This window comes from Pseudomonas sp. MWU12-2029 (genome assembly GCF_023242425.1).
Lineage (GTDB): Bacteria > Pseudomonadota > Gammaproteobacteria > Pseudomonadales > Pseudomonadaceae > Aquipseudomonas > Aquipseudomonas kribbensis.
In genome coordinates, this window is sequence record NZ_JALJDY010000001.1 from 93774 (window position 1) to 110878 (window position 17105).

The following is a 17105-nucleotide window of genomic DNA, read 5'->3' on the forward strand; positions in this document are numbered from 1 at the left end:
GCTACGCCTCCTACGGCGCGACGACTTTCACCGCCGAGCCATCGTCGAGTTTGTCGGCGCCCTCGGTGACGACCTGCTCGCCCTCCTTCACCCCGTTGTCGAGTACCGCCGAAACATCGCCAGTCGCCGGCCCGGTCTTGATGTTACGCAGGCTGACCTTGTTGCCGGGATCGACCACGACGAAGACGAAATCGCCCTTGCTGCCGTGCTGGATCGCCCGGGTCGGCACCACGGGGTTCTGACTCAGAGTGTCAGCCTTGAGCCGGGCGTTGACGAACTGATTGGGAAACAGCGCCTTGGCCGAATCGTCGAACTGCGCCTTGACCTTGATCGTGCCGGTGCTGGTATCGACCTGGTTATCCAGCGCCAGCAGATTGCCGGTGGCCAGCAGGTTGTGTTTGTTGCGGTCGTAGGCCAGCACCGTGACTACGCCTTTGGCCATCGCCTGATTGATCGCCCCCAGATCGTCCTCGGGCACGGCGAACACCACGGTGGCCGGGGTCATCTGGGTGATCACGGCAATCCCGGTGGTGCTGGTGGTGGTCACATAGTTGCCGGGATCGACCTGGCGCAAACCGATCACGCCATCCACCGGTGAAGTGATCGTGCAGTAGCTCAACTGGACTTCGAGGTTTTGCACGCTGCCCTGATCCGAAGCGACCGTGCCTTGCAGTTGCTGCACCAGCGAGGCCTGGGTATCGAGGGTTTGCTGAGTGGTGGAGCCGACCTTGATCAGTTCGCGATAACGCGCCAGATCGCGCACGGAGTTGGCGAGCAGCGCCTGATCATGCATCAGCGTGCCTTTGGCCACCGCCAGTTGCGCCTTCAGTGCGCGGTCGTCGATGCGGGCGATGACCTGGCCTTTGGCGACGTGCTGGCCTTCCTTGAACTCGACCGAGCTGAGAATGCCGTTGACCTGGGTCACCACGGTCACGCTGCGGGTCGGGGTCACCGTGCCCAAGGCATCAATGTAGACAGGCACATCTTGAAGCTTGACGGCGACCGTTGCGACCGGCTCGGCGGCCGGCGGGGGTTTGACCCGATGCTGACCGGCGCTCAGGTAGAACCACAGGGCAAGCCCCAGCAACAGCACAATGCCGATGATCAACAGGACTTTGCCGCGCCTGCGTTTCGCCATGACCGCCCGCCTCTTGCCCCCGCGTCTGCCTTGACTCTAGCAGCGTCCCGACAGCCATCGCGGGGCATGGCGAATTTGTTCAGGCAGGCGACAGACTGACGCGACGAGCGCCACCGACGGGCATTGTTGAGCGGCGCGCGAGGCCGGTGCTACCATGCGCAACCGCCAGAACAGGCAAGGAACCACCGGGTTTATGAGCACAATCCGCGAGCGCAACAAAGAACTGATCCTGCGTGCCGCCAGTGAAGAGTTTGCCGACAAGGGCTTCGCTGCGACCAAAACCAGCGACATCGCCGCCAAGGCGGGATTGCCCAAGCCCAACGTCTACTACTACTTCAAGTCCAAGGAAAACCTCTACCGCGAGGTTCTGGAAAGCATCATCGTGCCGATCCTGCAGGCCTCGACCCCGTTCAACCCGGACGGCGTACCGAGCGAAGTGCTGAGCGGCTACATCCGCTCGAAGATCCGCATCTCCCGTGACCTGCCCTTCGCCTCCAAGGTGTTCGCCAGCGAAATCATGCACGGCGCCCCGCACCTGAGCGCCGACCTGGTCGAGCAACTCAACAGCCAGGCCAAGCACAACATCGACTGCATCCAGAGCTGGATCGACCGCGGCCAGATCGCCCCGATCGACCCCAACCACCTGATGTTCAGCATCTGGGCCGCGACCCAGACCTACGCCGACTTCGACTGGCAGATCTCCGCCGTGACCGGCAAGGAAAAGCTCGACGAAGCCGATTATGAGTCCGCGGCACAAACCATCATCCGGTTGGTGCTCAAGGGCTGCGAGCCGGACTGACAGCGCTACACACACGCAAAAAAACGCAGGCCTGGCCAAAGCGTCCTGAAGACGTGGCCCGACCTGCTTTTTTTTTGTTTCAGGCGTCGCTACCCATCAACCAGCGCAGCGCTTGCGGCAAGGAGGTGCTCCAGTCGTCCGGGAAGGAATGCCCGCCTTCATGGGTACGGGATTTGACTTCGTTGCCGTCACTGAACAGCTTGCGGAAGTCAGTGGCCATCTGCTGATTGCCCGCGCCCTCCATCTTGCCGTTGATCACAAACACTCTTTTGCCATGCGCCTTGCTCACCGTCGGTGTCGGCTGCCGGCCGCCAGGTGACAGCAACAGAGCACCCGCGTAGTCATCCGGATGTTGCGCCAGCAAGGCGCCCGCGTGTTGTGAACCTTGAGAGAAGCCCATCAGGTAGACGTGCTTGCGATCGATGCATTGCTGCGCCGCCAATTGCTTCAAGCCGTTCTGCACCGCTTGATGGGTGCCTTCGAAGCCCGGGCCGATCCAGCGGAAGCTGTCGACCGCATTGATCATCTCTGTACCGTTGATGCCAAGAATAATGGCCCCGGTATCAGCGAGTGGTTGGTAGCTTTCGTCGAGCTCACCATTGATGCCGTAGCCGTGCAGCCAGACCACCACCGGACGGCACGCCTTGGGCGCGGGAATATCCGCCGACGGATTGAGCACTGAAATGGCGCCAACCTTGCCGGGAGCGATGGTCTTGTAGCGCTGCTGCGCGTTGGCCAATACGGTTTTGTAGGTGGCTGTCTCGCGCAGATCGGAAAAATCTTCGTCGCCGGCCAGCAATGGGCCGAACCACATACCACGATCATCAGCCTCTTGCAGGAAGCGCAGGGCCAGTTTGTCGTCGCCACGGCGGGCAAACAGCGCAGCGACCTGATAAGGCGCGAGCATCTGTTCGGGATCTTCACGAGTGGCCGCCAGATAAACCGCAATGGCCTGCAAGGTGTCGGTGTCTTCGAGCTTCTCGGCTCGCGCCATCAACTCCGGAACATCGTCGGCATTGATCAATGCGGTGACCACCGGGCTCAGCGCCTGGAACGCGATGTCTTCGGCGTCCAGCGGTTCGGCGGCGTGCAGAATGGGAGTGATGAGGGTCATGGCCGTGGCCAGAGAAAAGCCAAGTAGCGTCTTCACGCTGATCTTCCTTGATACAAAAACGGGGCGGCAGTCTATCGACGCCACCCCGATTCGTCATCACCCCAAACCCAACCGGGGTGATTCAGTTCCCGTCAGGCCGCCCCCCCCGCATCCGCCCGCAGGTCCAAAGCCTCCACAGCCTTGATCGCGACCTGCTCATCGACATCCGACAGATCGCCGCTGATGCCGATCGCTCCCAGCACGTTGCCCGCCTGATCACGGATCAACACGCCGCCCGGTGCCGGCACGACGCTGCCCTGCCCCATGCTGTTGAGCGCGGCGATGAACGCCGGGCGTTGTTGTGCGTCCAGCGCCAGCAGGCGTGAGCCCTTGCCCAGGGCGATGGCGCCCCAGGCTTTGCCGATGGCGATGTTCGGGCGCAGCAGGCTGGCGCCGTCTTCGCGTTGCAAGGTGACCAGGTGGCCGCCGGTATCCAGTACCGCAATGGTCAGCGGCGCAGCGGAAATAGCCCGCCCGGCGTTGATGGCTTCGTTGACCAGGTTGACTGCGACTTTCAAGGTTAAAGCGCTCATGGTGCCGTCCTCATTTTGTTATTGGGAAAGCCGTTGGGCTGCGCTTTTCTGCCGCAGCCCGACGCAACAAATAGAACACAATGAATTATTTTTTTGTATACAATAATTATCGAAAAGCGCTCAATGCGACGAAAAGCCACAGCAGAACAGGCTTCCGACGAATGAAACAGCCGCTTGAGAAAATGGATTGACCTGCGCCGTCCGCCGTGAATACACTCTGCGCAAAGCCACTTGTATACAATTACAAAACGTAAAGAGGCACAAAACCATGAGCAAAATGAGAGCAATCGAAGCCGCCGTTCTGGTGATGCGCCGTGAAGGGGTTGATACCGCTTTTGGCATTCCGGGTGCTGCGATCAACCCGCTGTATTCCGCCCTGAAGAAAGTCGGTGGCATCGATCACGTCCTCGCTCGCCACGTTGAAGGCGCCTCGCACATGGCCGAGGGCTACACCCGCACCAAGGCCGGCAACATCGGCGTGTGCATCGGCACTTCCGGCCCGGCCGGCACCGACATGGTCACCGGTCTGTACAGCGCCTCCGCGGACTCGATCCCGATCCTCTGCATCACCGGCCAGGCGCCACGTGCCCGTATGCACAAGGAAGACTTCCAGGCCGTCGACATCACCAGCATCGTCAAGCCAGTGACCAAGTGGGCAACCACCGTTCTGGAGCCGGGCCAGGTGCCTTACGCGTTCCAGAAAGCCTTCTACGAAATGCGCTCCGGCCGTCCGGGCCCGGTGCTGATCGACCTGCCGTTCGACGTTCAAATGGCCGAAATCGAATTCGACATCGACGCCTACCAGCCGCTGCCGCTGGCCAAGCCGAGCGCCACTCGCGTGCAGGTTGAAAAGGCTCTGGCGCTGCTCGATCAGGCTGAACGTCCATTGCTGGTCGCCGGTGGTGGCATCATCAACGCCGACGCCAGCGATCTGCTGGTGGAATTCGCCGAGCTGACCGGCATTCCGGTGATCCCGACCCTGATGGGCTGGGGCACCATTCCGGACGATCACCCGCTGATGGTCGGCATGGTCGGTCTGCAGACTTCGCACCGCTACGGCAACGCCACGATGCTGAAATCCGACGTGGTGCTGGGCATCGGTAACCGTTGGGCTAACCGTCACACCGGTTCGGTCGACGTGTACACCGAAGGTCGCAAGTTCATTCACGTCGACATCGAAGGCACCCAGATCGGCCGCGTGTTCACCCCGGACCTGGGCATCGTTTCCGACGCCGCCGCCGCGCTGACCGTATTCATCGAAGTCGCCCGTGAATGGCAAGCCGCCGGCAAACTGAAAAACCGCAGTGCATGGCTGCAGGACTGCCAGCAGCGCAAGTCCAGCCTGCAACGCAAGACCCACTTCGACAACGTGCCGGTCAAGCCGCAGCGCGTGTACGAAGAAATGAACCAGGTGTTCGGCAAGGACACCTGCTACGTCAGCACCATCGGTCTGTCGCAGATTGCCGGCGCGCAGTTCCTGCACGTCTACAAGCCGCGTCACTGGATCAACTGCGGCCAGGCCGGCCCGTTGGGCTGGACCATTCCGGCAGCGCTGGGCGTGGTGAAGGCCGATCCGAACCGTAAAGTCGTGGCCCTGTCGGGGGACTATGACTTCCAGTTCATGATCGAGGAACTGGCGGTCGGCGCCCAGTTCAATCTGCCGTACATCCACGTCGTGGTGAACAACTCATACCTGGGTCTGATCCGTCAGGCACAGCGCGGGTTCGAAATGGACTACTGCGTGCAGCTGTCCTTCGATAACCTGAACGCGCCGGAACTCAACGGTTACGGTGTCGACCACGTCGCAGTCGCCGAAGGCCTGGGCTGCAAGGCGCTGCGTGTGTTCGAACCGGCTGACATCGCCCCTGCCCTGCGCAAGGCCGAAGAGCTGATCGAAGAGTTCAAGGTGCCGGTGATCGTCGAGATCATTCTGGAGCGTGTGACCAACATCTCCATGGGTACCGAGATCAACGCCGTCAACGAATTCGAAGACCTGGCGCTGGTCGGCAACGATGCGCCTACCGCGATTTCGCTGCTCGACTGAACGTAACCTGCTCCCTCTCCCTTTGGGAGAGGGTGGCTACATGTCCCTCTCCCCCAGGAGAGGGGACTGATTGCGTTGTGTCAGACATTTTGTTTTAGGAGACCACCATGCCGCGTTTCGCAGCCAACCTGTCCATGCTGTTCACCGAACAGGATTTCCTTGCCCGTTTCGACGCCGCCGCCAAGGCGGGCTTCAGCGGTGTCGAGTACCTGTTCCCGTACGATTTCAGCTCCGCCGAAATCAAGGCCAAACTCGACGCCAACGGTCTGACCCAAGTGCTGTTCAACCTGCCGGCCGGTGACTGGGCCAAGGGCGAGCGCGGTATCGCGAGCCTGCCGGACCGGGTCGAAGAGTTCCGCGCCGGTGTCGATCTGGCCATCGCTTACGCACAGGTGCTGGGCAACACCCAGGTCAACTGCCTGGCCGGTATCCGTCCGCAGGGCGTGGACGATGCCACCGTTGAAAAGACCTTCGTCGCCAACCTCAAGTACGCCGCCGAGAAGCTGCAAGCCGTCGGCATCAAACTGGTGATGGAAGCGATCAACACCCGCGACATCCCGGGCTTCTACCTGAACAACACGGCGCAGGCCCTGTCGATTCGCGAGCAGGTCGGCAGCGCCAACCTGTTCCTGCAATACGACATCTATCACATGCAAATCATGGAAGGCGATCTGGCCCGCACCCTGCAATCGCACCTGGGCGAGATCAACCATGTGCAGTTGGCCGACAACCCGGGCCGCAACGAGCCGGGCACTGGCGAGATCAACTACCGCTTCCTGTTCGAACACCTCGATCGCATCGGTTATCAGGGCTGGGTCGGCTGCGAGTACAAACCGCTGACCACCACTGAAGCGGGCCTCGGCTGGCTGAAATCCCACAACGCGATCTGACCCCCTATTTGCTTGAGCAAGACAAAAACAAGAGGAATTTCTCATGGCTAAAATCGGATTTATCGGCACCGGCATCATGGGCCACCCAATGGCTTCGAACCTGCAGAAAGCCGGTCACAGCCTGTTCCTGTCGGCACACCACGACGCCGCTCCTGCCGATCTGGTCGCCGCTGGCGCCGTGGCCCTGGCCAACCCGCGCGAAGTGGCCCAGGAAGCTGAATTCATCATCGTCATGGTGCCGGATACCCCGCAGGTCGACGACGTCCTGTTCCGCGCCGACGGCGTTGCTGCCGGCATCGGCAAAGGCAAAGTCGTGATCGACATGAGCTCGATCTCGCCGACCGCCACCAAGGCTTTCGCCGCGAAGATCAACGAAAAAGGCGCGCAATACCTCGACGCTCCGGTGTCCGGTGGCGAAGTCGGCGCCAAGGCCGCGACACTGAGCATCATGGTCGGTGGCGATGCCGATGCCTTCGAACGCGCACTGCCGCTGTTCCAGGCCATGGGCAAGAACATCACCCTGGTCGGCGGCAATGGCGACGGTCAGACCGCCAAGGTGGCGAACCAGATCATCGTTGCCCTGAACATTCAGGCCGTCGCCGAAGCCCTGCTGTTCGCTTCGAAAAACGGTGCCGATCCGGCCAAGGTGCGTGAAGCGCTGATGGGTGGTTTCGCTTCCTCAAAGATCCTCGAAGTACACGGCGAGCGCATGATCAAGGGCACCTTCGATCCGGGCTTCCGCATCAGCCTGCACCAGAAGGACCTGAACCTGGCCCTGCAAGGCGCCAAGGAGCTGAACATCAATCTGCCGAACACCGCCAACGCCCAGCAAGTGTTCAGCACCTGCGCGGCCATCGGTGGCAGCAACTGGGACCACTCGGCGCTGATCAAGGGCCTGGAACACATGGCCAACTTCTCGATTCGCGACAAGAAGTAAGCCCTGCCCCGCCCCCAGTGTGGAAGCAGCCCTGCTTCCACACTGGACCGAGTTGCCCTTCCAATAACAAGAATTCCGGGAGCCCGCCATGTCGGTCGATCCGCAACAACTGCTGCGCGAGCTGTTTGCCACAGCCATCGACGCGGCCCATCCGAACCAGGTCCTCGAAGCCCATTTGCCGGCCGATCGCACAGGTCGCGTGATCGTCATCGGCGCCGGCAAGGCTGCCGCTGCCATGGCGCAAGTGGTCGAGCGCTGCTGGGAAGGTGAAGTCTCGGGCCTTGTGGTGACCCGCTACGGTCACGGCGCCCCGTGCGAAAAAATCGAAGTGGTCGAAGCCGCGCACCCGGTGCCGGACGCTGCCGGTCTGGCCGTGGCCAAACGCGTGCTGGAACTGGTCAGCAATCTGACCGAAGACGACCGCGTGATCTTCCTGCTGTCCGGCGGCGGTTCTGCCCTGCTGGCGCTGCCGGCCGAAGGCATAACCCTGGCCGACAAACAGTCGATCAACAAAGCCCTGCTCAAATCCGGCGCGACCATCGGCGAGATGAACTGCGTGCGCAAGCACCTCTCGGCGATCAAGGGCGGACGCCTGGGCAAGGCCTGCTGGCCGGCAACTGTTTATACCTACGCGATTTCCGATGTACCGGGCGACCTCGCCACGGTCATCGCCTCCGGCCCGACCGTGGCCGACCCGAGCACCAGCGCCGAAGCACTGGCGATCATCAAGCGCTACGGCATCGAGATCCCGGCCTCCGTGCGCACCTGGCTGCAAAGCCCGGAATCGGAAACCGTCAAACCCGGTGATCCGAGCCTGGCCCGCAGTCACTTCCAGCTGATCGCCCGCCCTCAGCAATCGCTGGATGCGGCGGCAGTGAAATGCCGTCAGGCCGGTTTCAGCACGCTGATCCTCGGCGACCTGGAAGGCGAATCCCGGGAAGTGGCGAAAGTCCACGCCGGCATTGCGCGCCAGATCATCCATCACGGCCAGCCGCTGGCAGCACCGTGCGTGATTCTCTCCGGCGGCGAAACCACGGTGACCGTGCGCGGCAATGGCCGTGGCGGACGCAACGCCGAATTTCTCCTCAGCCTCACCGACAGCCTCAAGGGCCAGCCCGGCGTCTATGCGCTGGCCGGCGACACCGACGGCATCGACGGCTCGGAAGACAACGCCGGCGCGATCATGACCCCGGACAGCTACGCCCGCGCCGCCGCCCTCGGCCTGAGCGCCAGCGACGAGCTGGATAACAACAACGGCTACGGCTACTTCGCGGCGCTCGATGCGCTGATCGTCACCGAGCCGACCCGCACCAACGTCAACGACTTCCGCGCCATCCTGATCCTCGAGAGCTCTAAATCATGACGCCTGACAAAAAGGTCAAAATCCTCGCCACCCTCGGGCCTGCCGTCGACGGCATCGAAGACATCCGCGAGCTGGTCGAGGCCGGGGTCAATATCTTCCGCCTCAACTTCAGCCACGGCGATCACGCCGACCACGCCAAGCGCTATCAGTGGATCCGCGAAGTCGAGCGCCAGCTCAACTATCCGCTCGGCATCCTGATGGACCTGCAAGGGCCGAAACTGCGGGTCGGCAAGTTCGCTGACGGCAAGGTTCAACTGCATCGCGGCCAGGCCTTCCGCCTCGATCTGGACGCGACACCGGGCGACGAACGCCGGGTGAACCTGCCGCATCCGGAGATCATCGCGGCGCTGGAAGCCGGGATGGACCTGCTGCTCGACGACGGCAAACTGCGCCTGCGGGTCGTCACCAAATACAGCGATGCGATCGACACCACCGTGCTCAACGGTGGCGAATTGTCGGATCGCAAAGGCGTGAACGTTCCGCAAGCGGTGCTCGACCTGAGCCCGCTCACCACCAAGGACCGCCGCGACCTGAGCTTCGGTCTGGAACTGGGTGTGGACTGGGTCGCGCTGTCGTTCGTGCAGCGTCCGCAAGACATCATCGAAGCCCGCGAGCTGATCGGCGACAAGGCGTTCCTGATGGCGAAAATCGAGAAGCCGTCGGCTGTCGAACAACTGCGCGAAATCGCCGAGCTGAGCGACGCGATCATGGTTGCCCGCGGCGACCTGGGCGTGGAAGTGCCGGCCGAAAGCGTGCCGCAGATCCAGAAAAACATCATCACCACCTGCCGTCAGCTCGGCAAACCGGTGGTGGTGGCGACGCAGATGCTCGAGTCGATGCGCTTCTCGCCTGCCCCGACACGCGCCGAAGTCACGGACGTGGCCAACGCCGTGGCCGAAGGCGCCGATGCGGTGATGCTGTCGGCGGAAACCGCGTCCGGCGAATACCCGCTGGAAGCCGTGCAGATGATGAGCAAGATCATCCGCCAGGTGGAGAACGGTCCGGACTACCAGACCCAACTCGACGTCAGCCGGCCGAAAGCCGAAGCGACCGTGTCCGATGCGATCAGCTGTGCGATCCGCCGCATCAGCAACGTGCTGCCGGTGGCGGTGCTGGTCAACTACAGCGAGTCCGGTGCATCGAGTCTGCGTGCGGCGCGGGAGCGGCCGAAAGCGCCGATCCTCAACCTGACGCCGAACCTGCAGACCGCTCGCCGCTTGAGCGTGGCGTGGGGCATTCACTCGGTGGTCAATGATCGGCTGCGTCAGGTGGATGAAGTGTGCTCGACCGCGCTGGAAATCGCTCAGGCTCAAGGAATGGCCGAGCGTGGCGATACGTTGCTGATCACCGCGGGTGTGCCGTTTGGGCAGCCGGGGTCGACTAATTCGCTGCGGATCGAAACATTGATTTAAGCAATACCTGTGTGGCGAGGGAGCGTGCTCCCGTCGCTCGGCATGACGGTTTCCACAAGAGACACCGCATTCACCGGGCATGAGCTCCCTCGCCACAGCTTCAAGCAAGACCTTTTGATTGTCCTACTGCCCAGATTGTCCAGACATGCCTGCCAACCATTTCAACACCCACTGCCCCGACTGGGCCGAAGCCTTGCTCAACGGCTTCAGTCAGATCTTCCTCCAGCGCCACCCGTTGTGTGGCCTGCTGTGCCTTTTGGCCATTTTATTCACCGCACCGGTGCTGTTTGCCGGCGCGCTGCTCGGCGCGGTCGCCGGGTTGCTCACCGCGCAACGACGCAACTACGCCAAGGCTGATCGCCAGGCCGGACTGTTCAGCTACAACGGCGTGCTGGTCGGCCTGTTGTTGAGCCTGTATTTCCCCTGGTCGCCGATGCTGCCACCGCTGATTCTGGCGGCCGGTGGTCTGAGCGCGATGATCACGCAACAGTGGCTCAAACGCGCACGCCTCACCGAATACCTGCCGGCCTACACTGCGCCGTTCGTGTTGCTGAGCTGGGTGTTCCTGTGTTTCGCCGAGCCTTCGGCGCCGGCTCCGGCGCTTGAATTGAACACGCTGAACCTGCTTGGTGCCGCCCTGAAAGGGCTGGGCCAGGTGATGTTCCTCGACCATCCGCTGGCCGGTGCATTGATCGCTGCCGGTCTGCTGATCGCCGATCGCCGGGCATTTGCCTGGGCAATGGCGGCCTCGGCGATCGGTCTGGGCTCCAGCCTGTTGCATCACGACAGCCAGGTCGCGCTGCTCGGCCTGGGTGGCTACAACGCGGTGCTCGCCGCCCTCGCCTTCAGCACCCAGCGCCAGCAACCGTGGCTGCCACTGTTCGGCATCGGCCTGGCGCTGCTGGTGACACCGCTGTTCAGTGCCCTGGGCCTGGCGACGCTCACCGCACCGTTCATTCTCGCCTGCTGGCTGCTGCGCACCGGCATCCGCCTGATGCGCCAACCCGAGTTGAACGCGGCGCCTTGCGCTGACGGGGAGAATCAACCTAGGCTGCGCTGATTTATGGCCAGGGCGATTCGCATGAACGGCAACAACACGTGGCGTGATCGCCTGTACGTGATCATCTTTCAGACGGACACAGTAGCAGGACGTCGTTTCGACAAGACCCTGCTGCTGATCATCCTCGCCAGTCTGGTGACGGTGATCCTCGACAGCATCGATGACGTCCACCAGAACTATGCCGATGTGCTGGCGTACATCGAGTGGGGCTTCACCGTCATCTTTCTCGGCGAGTACCTGCTGCGCCTGTACTGCTCGCCCAAGCCGCTGCGCTACGCCTTCAGTTTCTACGGGCTGGTGGATTTGCTGGCGATCGTGCCCGGGATCCTCGCGCTGTATTACAGCGATGCCCAGTACCTGCTGATCATCCGGGTGATCCGGATGCTGCGGATCTTCCGTGTGCTCAAGCTCGGCCCCTACCTGAAACAGGCGCATTACCTGCTCGACGCCCTGCGCGGCAGCAAGCAGAAAATCCTCGTGTTCCTGCTCAGCGTCTGCACCCTGGTCACCGTGTTCGGCACCCTGATGTATGTGGTGGAAGGCCCGGAGCATGGCTTTACCAGCATTCCCAAAGGCATCTATTGGGCTATTGTGACCCTGACCACCGTGGGTTATGGCGACATCGTGCCGAGGACCGTGCTGGGCCAGGTGATTTCGTCGCTGGTGATGATCACCGGTTATTCAATCATCGCCGTGCCCACGGGGATTTTCACCGCTGAACTGGCCACGGCGATGCGCGGCGGTCAGCTGCAGCACGATTGCCCGGTGTGCAAGAAAGACAGCCACGAACAGGACGCGTCGTTCTGCTCCCGTTGCGGCAATGCGCTGTTCAAGAAAATGGAATAAGCAAAGTTCTTTTTAATCTTTAAGCGACTATGCGCGCCCCGCTATAGTCGCTGGCAAATGGCCTCACCTTTGTAAAAACACCCCCACAGAACAAGGAATGCGCAGTGAAAAAACTCTTTGGCGCCTCACTTCTCGCCGCTGGTCTTGCCTTCGGCAGCGTGGCTCAGGCCGCACCGACCCTGCTTAACGTTTCCTACGACGTGATGCGCGATTTCTACAAGGACTACAACACTGCGTTCCAGAAACACTGGCAGGCCGAACACAACGAAAACATCACGGTGCAGATGTCTTTCGGCGGTTCGAGCAAGCAAGCCCGCTCCGTAATCGACGGTTTGCCGGCCGATGTCATCACCATGAACATGGCGACCGACATCAACGCCCTGGCCGACAACGGCAAACTGGTCCCGGAAAACTGGGTCACTCGTCTGCCGAACAACAGCGCACCGTTCACCTCCGCGACCGTGTTCATCGTGCGCAAAGGCAACCCGAAAGCCCTGAAAGACTGGCCGGACCTGCTCAAGGACGGCGTGCAAGTAATCGTGCCGAACCCGAAAACCTCGGGTAACGGCCGCTACACCTACCTGTCGGCCTGGGGCTACGTGCTGAAAAACGGCGGTGACGAGAACAAGGCCAAAGACTTCGTCGGCAAATTGTTCAAGCAAGCGCCAGTGCTGGACACCGGTGGCCGTGCCGCCACCACCACGTTCATGACCAACCAGATCGGCGACGTGCTGGTGACCTTCGAGAACGAAGCCGAAATGATCGCCCGCGAATTCGGCCGCGACCAGTTCGAAGTCATCTACCCAAGCGTCTCCGCCGAAGCCGAGCCACCGGTGTCGGTAGTCGACAAAGTCGTCGAGAAGAAAGGCTCCCGCGCCGCCGCCGAGGAATACCTGAAGTACCTGTGGTCGCCGGAAGGTCAGGAAATCGCTGCCGCCAACTACCTGCGTCCGCGTGACCCGGCGGTCCTGGCCAAGTACACCGACCGCTTCCCGAAAGTCGACTTCCTGTCGGTCGAGAAAACCTTCGGTGACTGGCGCACCGTGCAGAAGACCCACTTCAACGACGGCGGGATCTTCGACCAGATCTACAACGGCCAGTAAGGCGTGAGCTGACATGAAAAAGGCGACCTGCAGAGGTCGCCTTTTTTGTGGTCGGCTACATGGGCGGCTTGACGCCATCCTTGCCGGCCGAAATCGATTGCGCGGTCAATGTACCGTCCGCGCTCTGGGTTACGAAGGTGACGATCTTCACCCCGACCTTGAGCAGGCTGCGATCCCCCGGCGTCAGATTGACGATCGGCACGTCCTCCGGCACCAGGATCTTCTGCTGGCCGCCCTTGTAGTTGACGGTCAGCACCCGGCCGTTGCTCACCACCAGATCGCCGACGCTGCCATTGGTCATGCTGCTGCCCTTGGCCAGGTCGAACGGCCGGTGGCCATCGCCGCTGCCGGCCAGCTCCGGCGGGAAGACGTGAACCTCCAGCGCCTTGAGCGTGCCATCCTCCTGGGGAATGGCTGCCGAACCGATGTAACTGCCGGGCTTGATGTCTTCGATGTTGGCCAGGGTGACGGCGCGGACCTTGGTGTCCGGGGTCAACTGGACCACCACATTTTCACCCGTGTTGACGTGCACCTTGAGGGAGTCGGAGCTAACCCCGGTGATTTCGCCACGCACACCGATGCGCATGCCCGGGGCTTCGCCGGCGTAGACGCTACCGGCACTCAGTACGCCGACCATCAAAAGAGTCGTGGTGTGGCGAAGCAGCTGACGAAACATCGCAATCCTCCCGTTGAGTGCACATGGAAATCCAGACGCAACATAAGCACGCTATCGAACAAGATGTAAGTGAATGTATCATCGCCCCTCTTCGGTCGGACGCAAGGTTCGCCGATGGACGACGGATTGTTCGACGCGATCTATTCCGCAACGGAATAACTGATATCGATCCAGGGCTTCTACCGCCCGCCCGTTTCGTCCCTTAGCCTCACCGCATTCCTTTTCGCTGGATCGAGAAACCCTATGACCGCCACAACTCACGCAATGACCCGAGGCATGGTGCTGCTGTTCGCTTTCTGCTGCGGCGCCATCGTTGCCAACATCTACTACGCCCAGCCGATCATCGGCCTGATTGCCCCGGACATCGGCCTGACCGACACCATGGCCAGTTTCATCGTGTCGCTGACCCAGATCGGTTATGCGCTGGGCCTGTTCTTCCTGGTGCCGCTGGCGGACCTGCTGGAAAACCGCCGCCTGATGATCATCACCACGGTGGTGGCGATTGCCAGTCTGCTGGGGGCGGCGTTTACCGATCAGCCCAATGTGTTCCTGTTGATTTCGCTGCTGGTGGGTTTCAGTTCGGTGTCGGTGCAGATCCTGATTCCGCTGGCCGCGCATCTGGCGCCCGAGGAGTCCCGTGGCCGGGTGGTCGGCGGGATCATGGGTGGTCTGCTGCTGGGCATTCTGCTGGCACGGCCGGTGTCCAGCGTCGTTGCCGACCATTTCGGCTGGCGGGCCATGTTCATGATCGCGGCGGCGTTGATGGCGGCGATCAGCATCGTGCTGGCCCTGACCGTGCCCAAGCGCCAACCGGATCACAGCGCTTCCTACGGCCAGTTGATCGGCTCGCTGTGGACGCTGCTGCGCCAGCAACCGGTGCTGCGTCAGCGGGCGTTCTACCAGGCCTGCATGTTCGCCACCTTCAGCCTGTTCTGGACCGCAGTGCCGCTGGAACTGGCTCGCAACCATGGCCTGTCACAGAGTGAAATCGCGATCTTCGCCCTGGTCGGCGCCATCGGTGCCATCGCCGCCCCGATCAGCGGACGCCTGGCCGACGCCGGCCACACCCGCGTCGCCTCGCTGTTGGCCATGCTGTTCGCCAGCCTGAGCTTCCTGCCCGCCTTCATCCACCCGGCCTACAGCGTGATCGGCCTGGCCGTTACCGGCGTGGTACTCGACTTCTGCGTGCAGATGAACATGGTGCTCGGCCAGCGTGCGGTCTACTCCCTCGACGCCAAAAGCCGTGGCCGCCTCAACGCGCTCTACATGACCAGCATCTTCATCGGCGGCGCCTTCGGCTCGTCGGTGGCCAGTGCGGTGTACGAACATGGCGGCTGGTTGTGGATCGTGATTGTTGGCAGTGCGTTTCCGCTGCTGGCGCTGGTGCGGTTTCTGAGTGCGTCCCAGAAAGCAGTGATGGCGACTGCTTGAAAGGTACGAGGCGCTGCCAACCGGCAGCGCCCGACGCTCAATGCCGGACCAGTTTTTCCATGGCAGCATCCGCCAGAAAGGATGAACGGCTTTTGACGTTGTGCTCGCGCACATAACGGTCGATCCGCTGGATGACATAACCGGGCAAGGTCACGTTGACCTTCTCGGTCTTGCCCATGTACGGCGAGATGTCCAGCTCCAGCATGCCCCAGCCCATGTCGGCAAATTCCGGGTTGTTGCGGTGGGTGGCCGCCGAGGTCGGCATCGGAATCGGATCACCATCCGCCGCAATCTCCTGCAGCATGATGTGGGCAATCTCGACGGCTGCGTTGTAGGCATCCTCAAACGTATCACCGGCCGTTACCGCGCCGGGAATATCGGGGATCTGAATACCGATGGCGGTGTTCTCGTCGCCCCACTCGATGCAGATTGGGTATTGCATTACGAATCTCCTGTGTCACTGGCTGGCGGGTTGTATAACCCGGCGCGCCTCCTGATGCTCTTGACCGTCCCGACCGGCAAATCCTTCTTCGGATGAGGAACGGGAATCGTGTAAGGGTTGTAACGGTGCGTGAAGATGTGATGACTGCCGGTAATCCGATCCAGCGTCCAGCCTGCTTCCTCCAGCTCCTTGATCAATAACCTGCTCTGCACCAACCGCCTCCTTGCTTCGGCTCAATAAAAGTAACTCTAGAGTTATCTTTACTCAAGCACAGAAATCCGCAGGACGACGTTCGGTTGTTTTGCAGCATGTGATTGATGCACTGTCCTCGGACCCGATTAAACTCGGCTGTCATGCTTGCTCCTCTCTATTCTCAAGGACCACCGATGGACCGCCTCGCCGCCATGGAAACCTTCGTCTACGTCGTGGAAACCGGCTCGTTTTCCGCCGCCGCCCGGCGACTGGATATCGGCCAGCCCGCCGTGTCGAAAACCATCGCGCAACTCGAAACCCGCCTCGGCGTGCGCCTGCTGTTGCGTTCGACCCGAGGTCTGACGCCGACCGAGGCCGGGCTGGCATTTTTCGAACGGGCCAGGCGTGCGCTCGAAGAAGCCGACGAGGCTGACAACGCTGCCCGTGGCGTAGCGGGCGGCCTGAGCGGCAATCTGCGGGTCAGCACGGCCGTCACCTTTGGCCGGATGCATGTGGTGCCGCACCTGGGGCCGTTCCTCGATCAACACCCGCAACTCAATGTCGATCTGTTGCTCGACGACCAGAACATCAACCTCGTGGAAGAAGGCATCGACGTCGCCCTGCGCCTGGGGCCGCTCAGTGACTCCGGCCTGACCGTGCGCAAGATCGCCGAATGCCGGCGCGTCATCGTTGGCACTCCGGCCTACTTCACCAGTCACGGTGAACCTGCCTGCCCTGCCGATCTGAGCCGACACCGCGCCGTCATCTACAACCGCGGTGGTGGTGCGACCTGGCACTTCAACAAGGATGGCGAAGAACAGACCGTGACCGTCAATGGCCGCCTGCGCGTCAGCGCGGCCGAAGGTTTGCGTGAGGCGGTTCTGACCCATCAGGGTCTGGCGCTGGGCTCGGAGTGGATGTTCGCACCGGAACTGGCCAGTGGCGCAGTGAAGGCTGTCATGGGCGACTGGGTTTTGCCGAAGCAGGAGCTGTGGGCGGTGTTTCCGACGGGCAGGATGGCCAGCGCCAAGGCGCGGGCGTTTGTTGAATATGTGCAGGGGTTGTTGGCGCGAGCGTTGTAAAAAC

At 61.8% G+C, this 17105-nt stretch carries 17 protein-coding genes; 11 read left to right on the top strand and 6 right to left on the bottom strand.

What is annotated here, in order from left to right:
* Positions 1-10: 10 nt before the first annotated feature.
* Positions 11-1138 (bottom strand): efflux RND transporter periplasmic adaptor subunit, encoded by a 1128-nt coding sequence (locus M5B44_RS00440; protein ID WP_248737930.1) that lies wholly within the window; start codon positions 1136-1138, stop codon positions 11-13.
* Positions 1139-1331: 193 nt separating this feature from the next.
* Here M5B44_RS00440 and M5B44_RS00445 point away from each other — a divergent pair, with 193 nt between their 5' ends.
* Positions 1332-1937, top strand: coding sequence for a TetR/AcrR family transcriptional regulator (locus tag M5B44_RS00445; RefSeq protein ID WP_085710525.1), 606 nt, complete (start codon positions 1332-1334; stop codon positions 1935-1937).
* 79 nt (positions 1938-2016) lie between these two features.
* On the opposite strand, the gene M5B44_RS00450 is transcribed toward M5B44_RS00445, so the two are convergent.
* Both M5B44_RS00450 and M5B44_RS00455 read right to left on the bottom strand, forming a co-directional pair.
* The gene (locus M5B44_RS00450; RefSeq protein ID WP_248737931.1) at positions 2017-3087 is read right to left on the bottom strand and encodes an alpha/beta hydrolase-fold protein; all 1071 of its coding nucleotides are present in this window, start codon (positions 3085-3087) and stop codon (positions 2017-2019) included.
* A gap of 95 nt (positions 3088-3182) precedes the next feature.
* The gene (locus M5B44_RS00455) at positions 3183-3623 is read right to left on the bottom strand and encodes a GlcG/HbpS family heme-binding protein (RefSeq protein WP_248737932.1); all 441 of its coding nucleotides are present in this window, start codon (positions 3621-3623) and stop codon (positions 3183-3185) included.
* 268 nt (positions 3624-3891) lie between these two features.
* Between M5B44_RS00455 and gcl the strand changes: the two genes are divergently transcribed.
* From gcl to M5B44_RS00495, 8 genes are all read left to right on the top strand, one after another.
* A complete protein-coding gene (gcl, locus tag M5B44_RS00460; protein WP_134825910.1) occupies positions 3892-5667 on the top strand; it encodes a glyoxylate carboligase in 1776 nt (591 codons plus the stop codon).
* A gap of 107 nt (positions 5668-5774) precedes the next feature.
* Positions 5775-6557: a hydroxypyruvate isomerase gene (gene hyi / locus M5B44_RS00465; RefSeq protein WP_248737933.1), complete on the top strand. Its 783-nt coding sequence runs from the start codon at positions 5775-5777 to the stop codon at positions 6555-6557.
* A 43-nt stretch (positions 6558-6600) separates the two neighbouring features.
* Complete coding sequence (locus M5B44_RS00470) at positions 6601-7494, top strand: 2-hydroxy-3-oxopropionate reductase (RefSeq protein WP_047292610.1); 894 nt, start codon at positions 6601-6603, stop codon at positions 7492-7494.
* A gap of 88 nt (positions 7495-7582) precedes the next feature.
* Positions 7583-8857 carry a glycerate kinase gene (locus tag M5B44_RS00475; RefSeq protein WP_114881924.1) on the top strand — a complete coding sequence of 425 codons (1275 nt, stop codon included), beginning with the start codon at positions 7583-7585 and terminating at the stop codon, positions 8855-8857.
* Positions 8854-10269: a pyruvate kinase gene (pyk, locus tag M5B44_RS00480; protein ID WP_085710519.1), complete on the top strand. Its 1416-nt coding sequence runs from the start codon at positions 8854-8856 to the stop codon at positions 10267-10269. The genes M5B44_RS00475 and pyk overlap by 4 nt, the downstream gene beginning before the upstream one ends.
* 145 nt (positions 10270-10414) lie before the next feature.
* Entirely contained in the window at positions 10415-11329 is a 915-nt protein-coding gene (locus M5B44_RS00485) for an urea transporter (protein WP_248737934.1), read from the top strand.
* A gap of 21 nt (positions 11330-11350) precedes the next feature.
* Positions 11351-12175 carry an ion transporter gene (locus tag M5B44_RS00490; protein ID WP_248737935.1) on the top strand — a complete coding sequence of 275 codons (825 nt, stop codon included), beginning with the start codon at positions 11351-11353 and terminating at the stop codon, positions 12173-12175.
* A 104-nt stretch (positions 12176-12279) separates the two neighbouring features.
* On the top strand, positions 12280-13278 hold the full coding sequence (locus M5B44_RS00495) for a sulfate ABC transporter substrate-binding protein (RefSeq protein WP_085710515.1): 999 nt from the start codon (positions 12280-12282) through the stop codon (positions 13276-13278).
* 55 nt (positions 13279-13333) lie between these two features.
* Here the strand turns inward: M5B44_RS00495 and M5B44_RS00500 are convergent, their stop codons facing one another.
* The gene (locus tag M5B44_RS00500) at positions 13334-13954 is read right to left on the bottom strand and encodes a DUF5666 domain-containing protein (RefSeq protein WP_248737936.1); all 621 of its coding nucleotides are present in this window, start codon (positions 13952-13954) and stop codon (positions 13334-13336) included.
* Positions 13955-14197: 243 nt separating this feature from the next.
* Here M5B44_RS00500 and M5B44_RS00505 point away from each other — a divergent pair, with 243 nt between their 5' ends.
* A complete protein-coding gene (locus tag M5B44_RS00505; protein WP_248737937.1) occupies positions 14198-15385 on the top strand; it encodes an MFS transporter in 1188 nt (395 codons plus the stop codon).
* 37 nt (positions 15386-15422) lie between these two features.
* Here the strand turns inward: M5B44_RS00505 and M5B44_RS00510 are convergent, their stop codons facing one another.
* On the bottom strand, positions 15423-15827 hold the full coding sequence (locus tag M5B44_RS00510) for a type II toxin-antitoxin system HicB family antitoxin (protein ID WP_114881918.1): 405 nt from the start codon (positions 15825-15827) through the stop codon (positions 15423-15425).
* Positions 15827-16039: a type II toxin-antitoxin system HicA family toxin gene (locus M5B44_RS00515; protein WP_065261097.1), complete on the bottom strand. Its 213-nt coding sequence runs from the start codon at positions 16037-16039 to the stop codon at positions 15827-15829. Before M5B44_RS00515 ends, M5B44_RS00510 begins: the two co-directional genes overlap by 1 nt.
* Positions 16040-16213: 174 nt before the next feature.
* Here M5B44_RS00515 and M5B44_RS00520 point away from each other — a divergent pair, with 174 nt between their 5' ends.
* Positions 16214-17101: a LysR family transcriptional regulator gene (locus tag M5B44_RS00520; RefSeq protein ID WP_248737938.1), complete on the top strand. Its 888-nt coding sequence runs from the start codon at positions 16214-16216 to the stop codon at positions 17099-17101.
* The last annotated feature ends 4 nt before the right edge of the window (positions 17102-17105 follow it).

What these genes read in the sequence shown, in the direction of transcription:
- hyi (WP_248737933.1), top strand. Translation starts at nt 5,775, where the DNA reads ATGCCGCGTTTCGCAGCCAACCTGTCCATGCTGTTCACCGAACAGGAT.
- M5B44_RS00455 (WP_248737932.1), bottom strand. Translation starts at nt 3,623, where the DNA reads ATGAGCGCTTTAACCTTGAAAGTCGCAGTCAACCTGGTCAACGAAGCC.
- M5B44_RS00440 (WP_248737930.1), bottom strand. Translation starts at nt 1,138, where the DNA reads ATGGCGAAACGCAGGCGCGGCAAAGTCCTGTTGATCATCGGCATTGTG.
- pyk (WP_085710519.1), top strand. Translation starts at nt 8,854, where the DNA reads ATGACGCCTGACAAAAAGGTCAAAATCCTCGCCACCCTCGGGCCTGCC.
- M5B44_RS00475 (WP_114881924.1), top strand. Translation starts at nt 7,583, where the DNA reads ATGTCGGTCGATCCGCAACAACTGCTGCGCGAGCTGTTTGCCACAGCC.
- M5B44_RS00520 (WP_248737938.1), top strand. Translation starts at nt 16,214, where the DNA reads ATGGACCGCCTCGCCGCCATGGAAACCTTCGTCTACGTCGTGGAAACC.
- M5B44_RS00500 (WP_248737936.1), bottom strand. Translation starts at nt 13,954, where the DNA reads ATGTTTCGTCAGCTGCTTCGCCACACCACGACTCTTTTGATGGTCGGC.
- M5B44_RS00485 (WP_248737934.1), top strand. Translation starts at nt 10,415, where the DNA reads ATGCCTGCCAACCATTTCAACACCCACTGCCCCGACTGGGCCGAAGCC.
- M5B44_RS00445 (WP_085710525.1), top strand. Translation starts at nt 1,332, where the DNA reads ATGAGCACAATCCGCGAGCGCAACAAAGAACTGATCCTGCGTGCCGCC.
- M5B44_RS00510 (WP_114881918.1), bottom strand. Translation starts at nt 15,827, where the DNA reads ATGCAATACCCAATCTGCATCGAGTGGGGCGACGAGAACACCGCCATC.
- M5B44_RS00470 (WP_047292610.1), top strand. Translation starts at nt 6,601, where the DNA reads ATGGCTAAAATCGGATTTATCGGCACCGGCATCATGGGCCACCCAATG.
- gcl (WP_134825910.1), top strand. Translation starts at nt 3,892, where the DNA reads ATGAGCAAAATGAGAGCAATCGAAGCCGCCGTTCTGGTGATGCGCCGT.
- M5B44_RS00505 (WP_248737937.1), top strand. Translation starts at nt 14,198, where the DNA reads ATGACCGCCACAACTCACGCAATGACCCGAGGCATGGTGCTGCTGTTC.
- M5B44_RS00490 (WP_248737935.1), top strand. Translation starts at nt 11,351, where the DNA reads ATGAACGGCAACAACACGTGGCGTGATCGCCTGTACGTGATCATCTTT.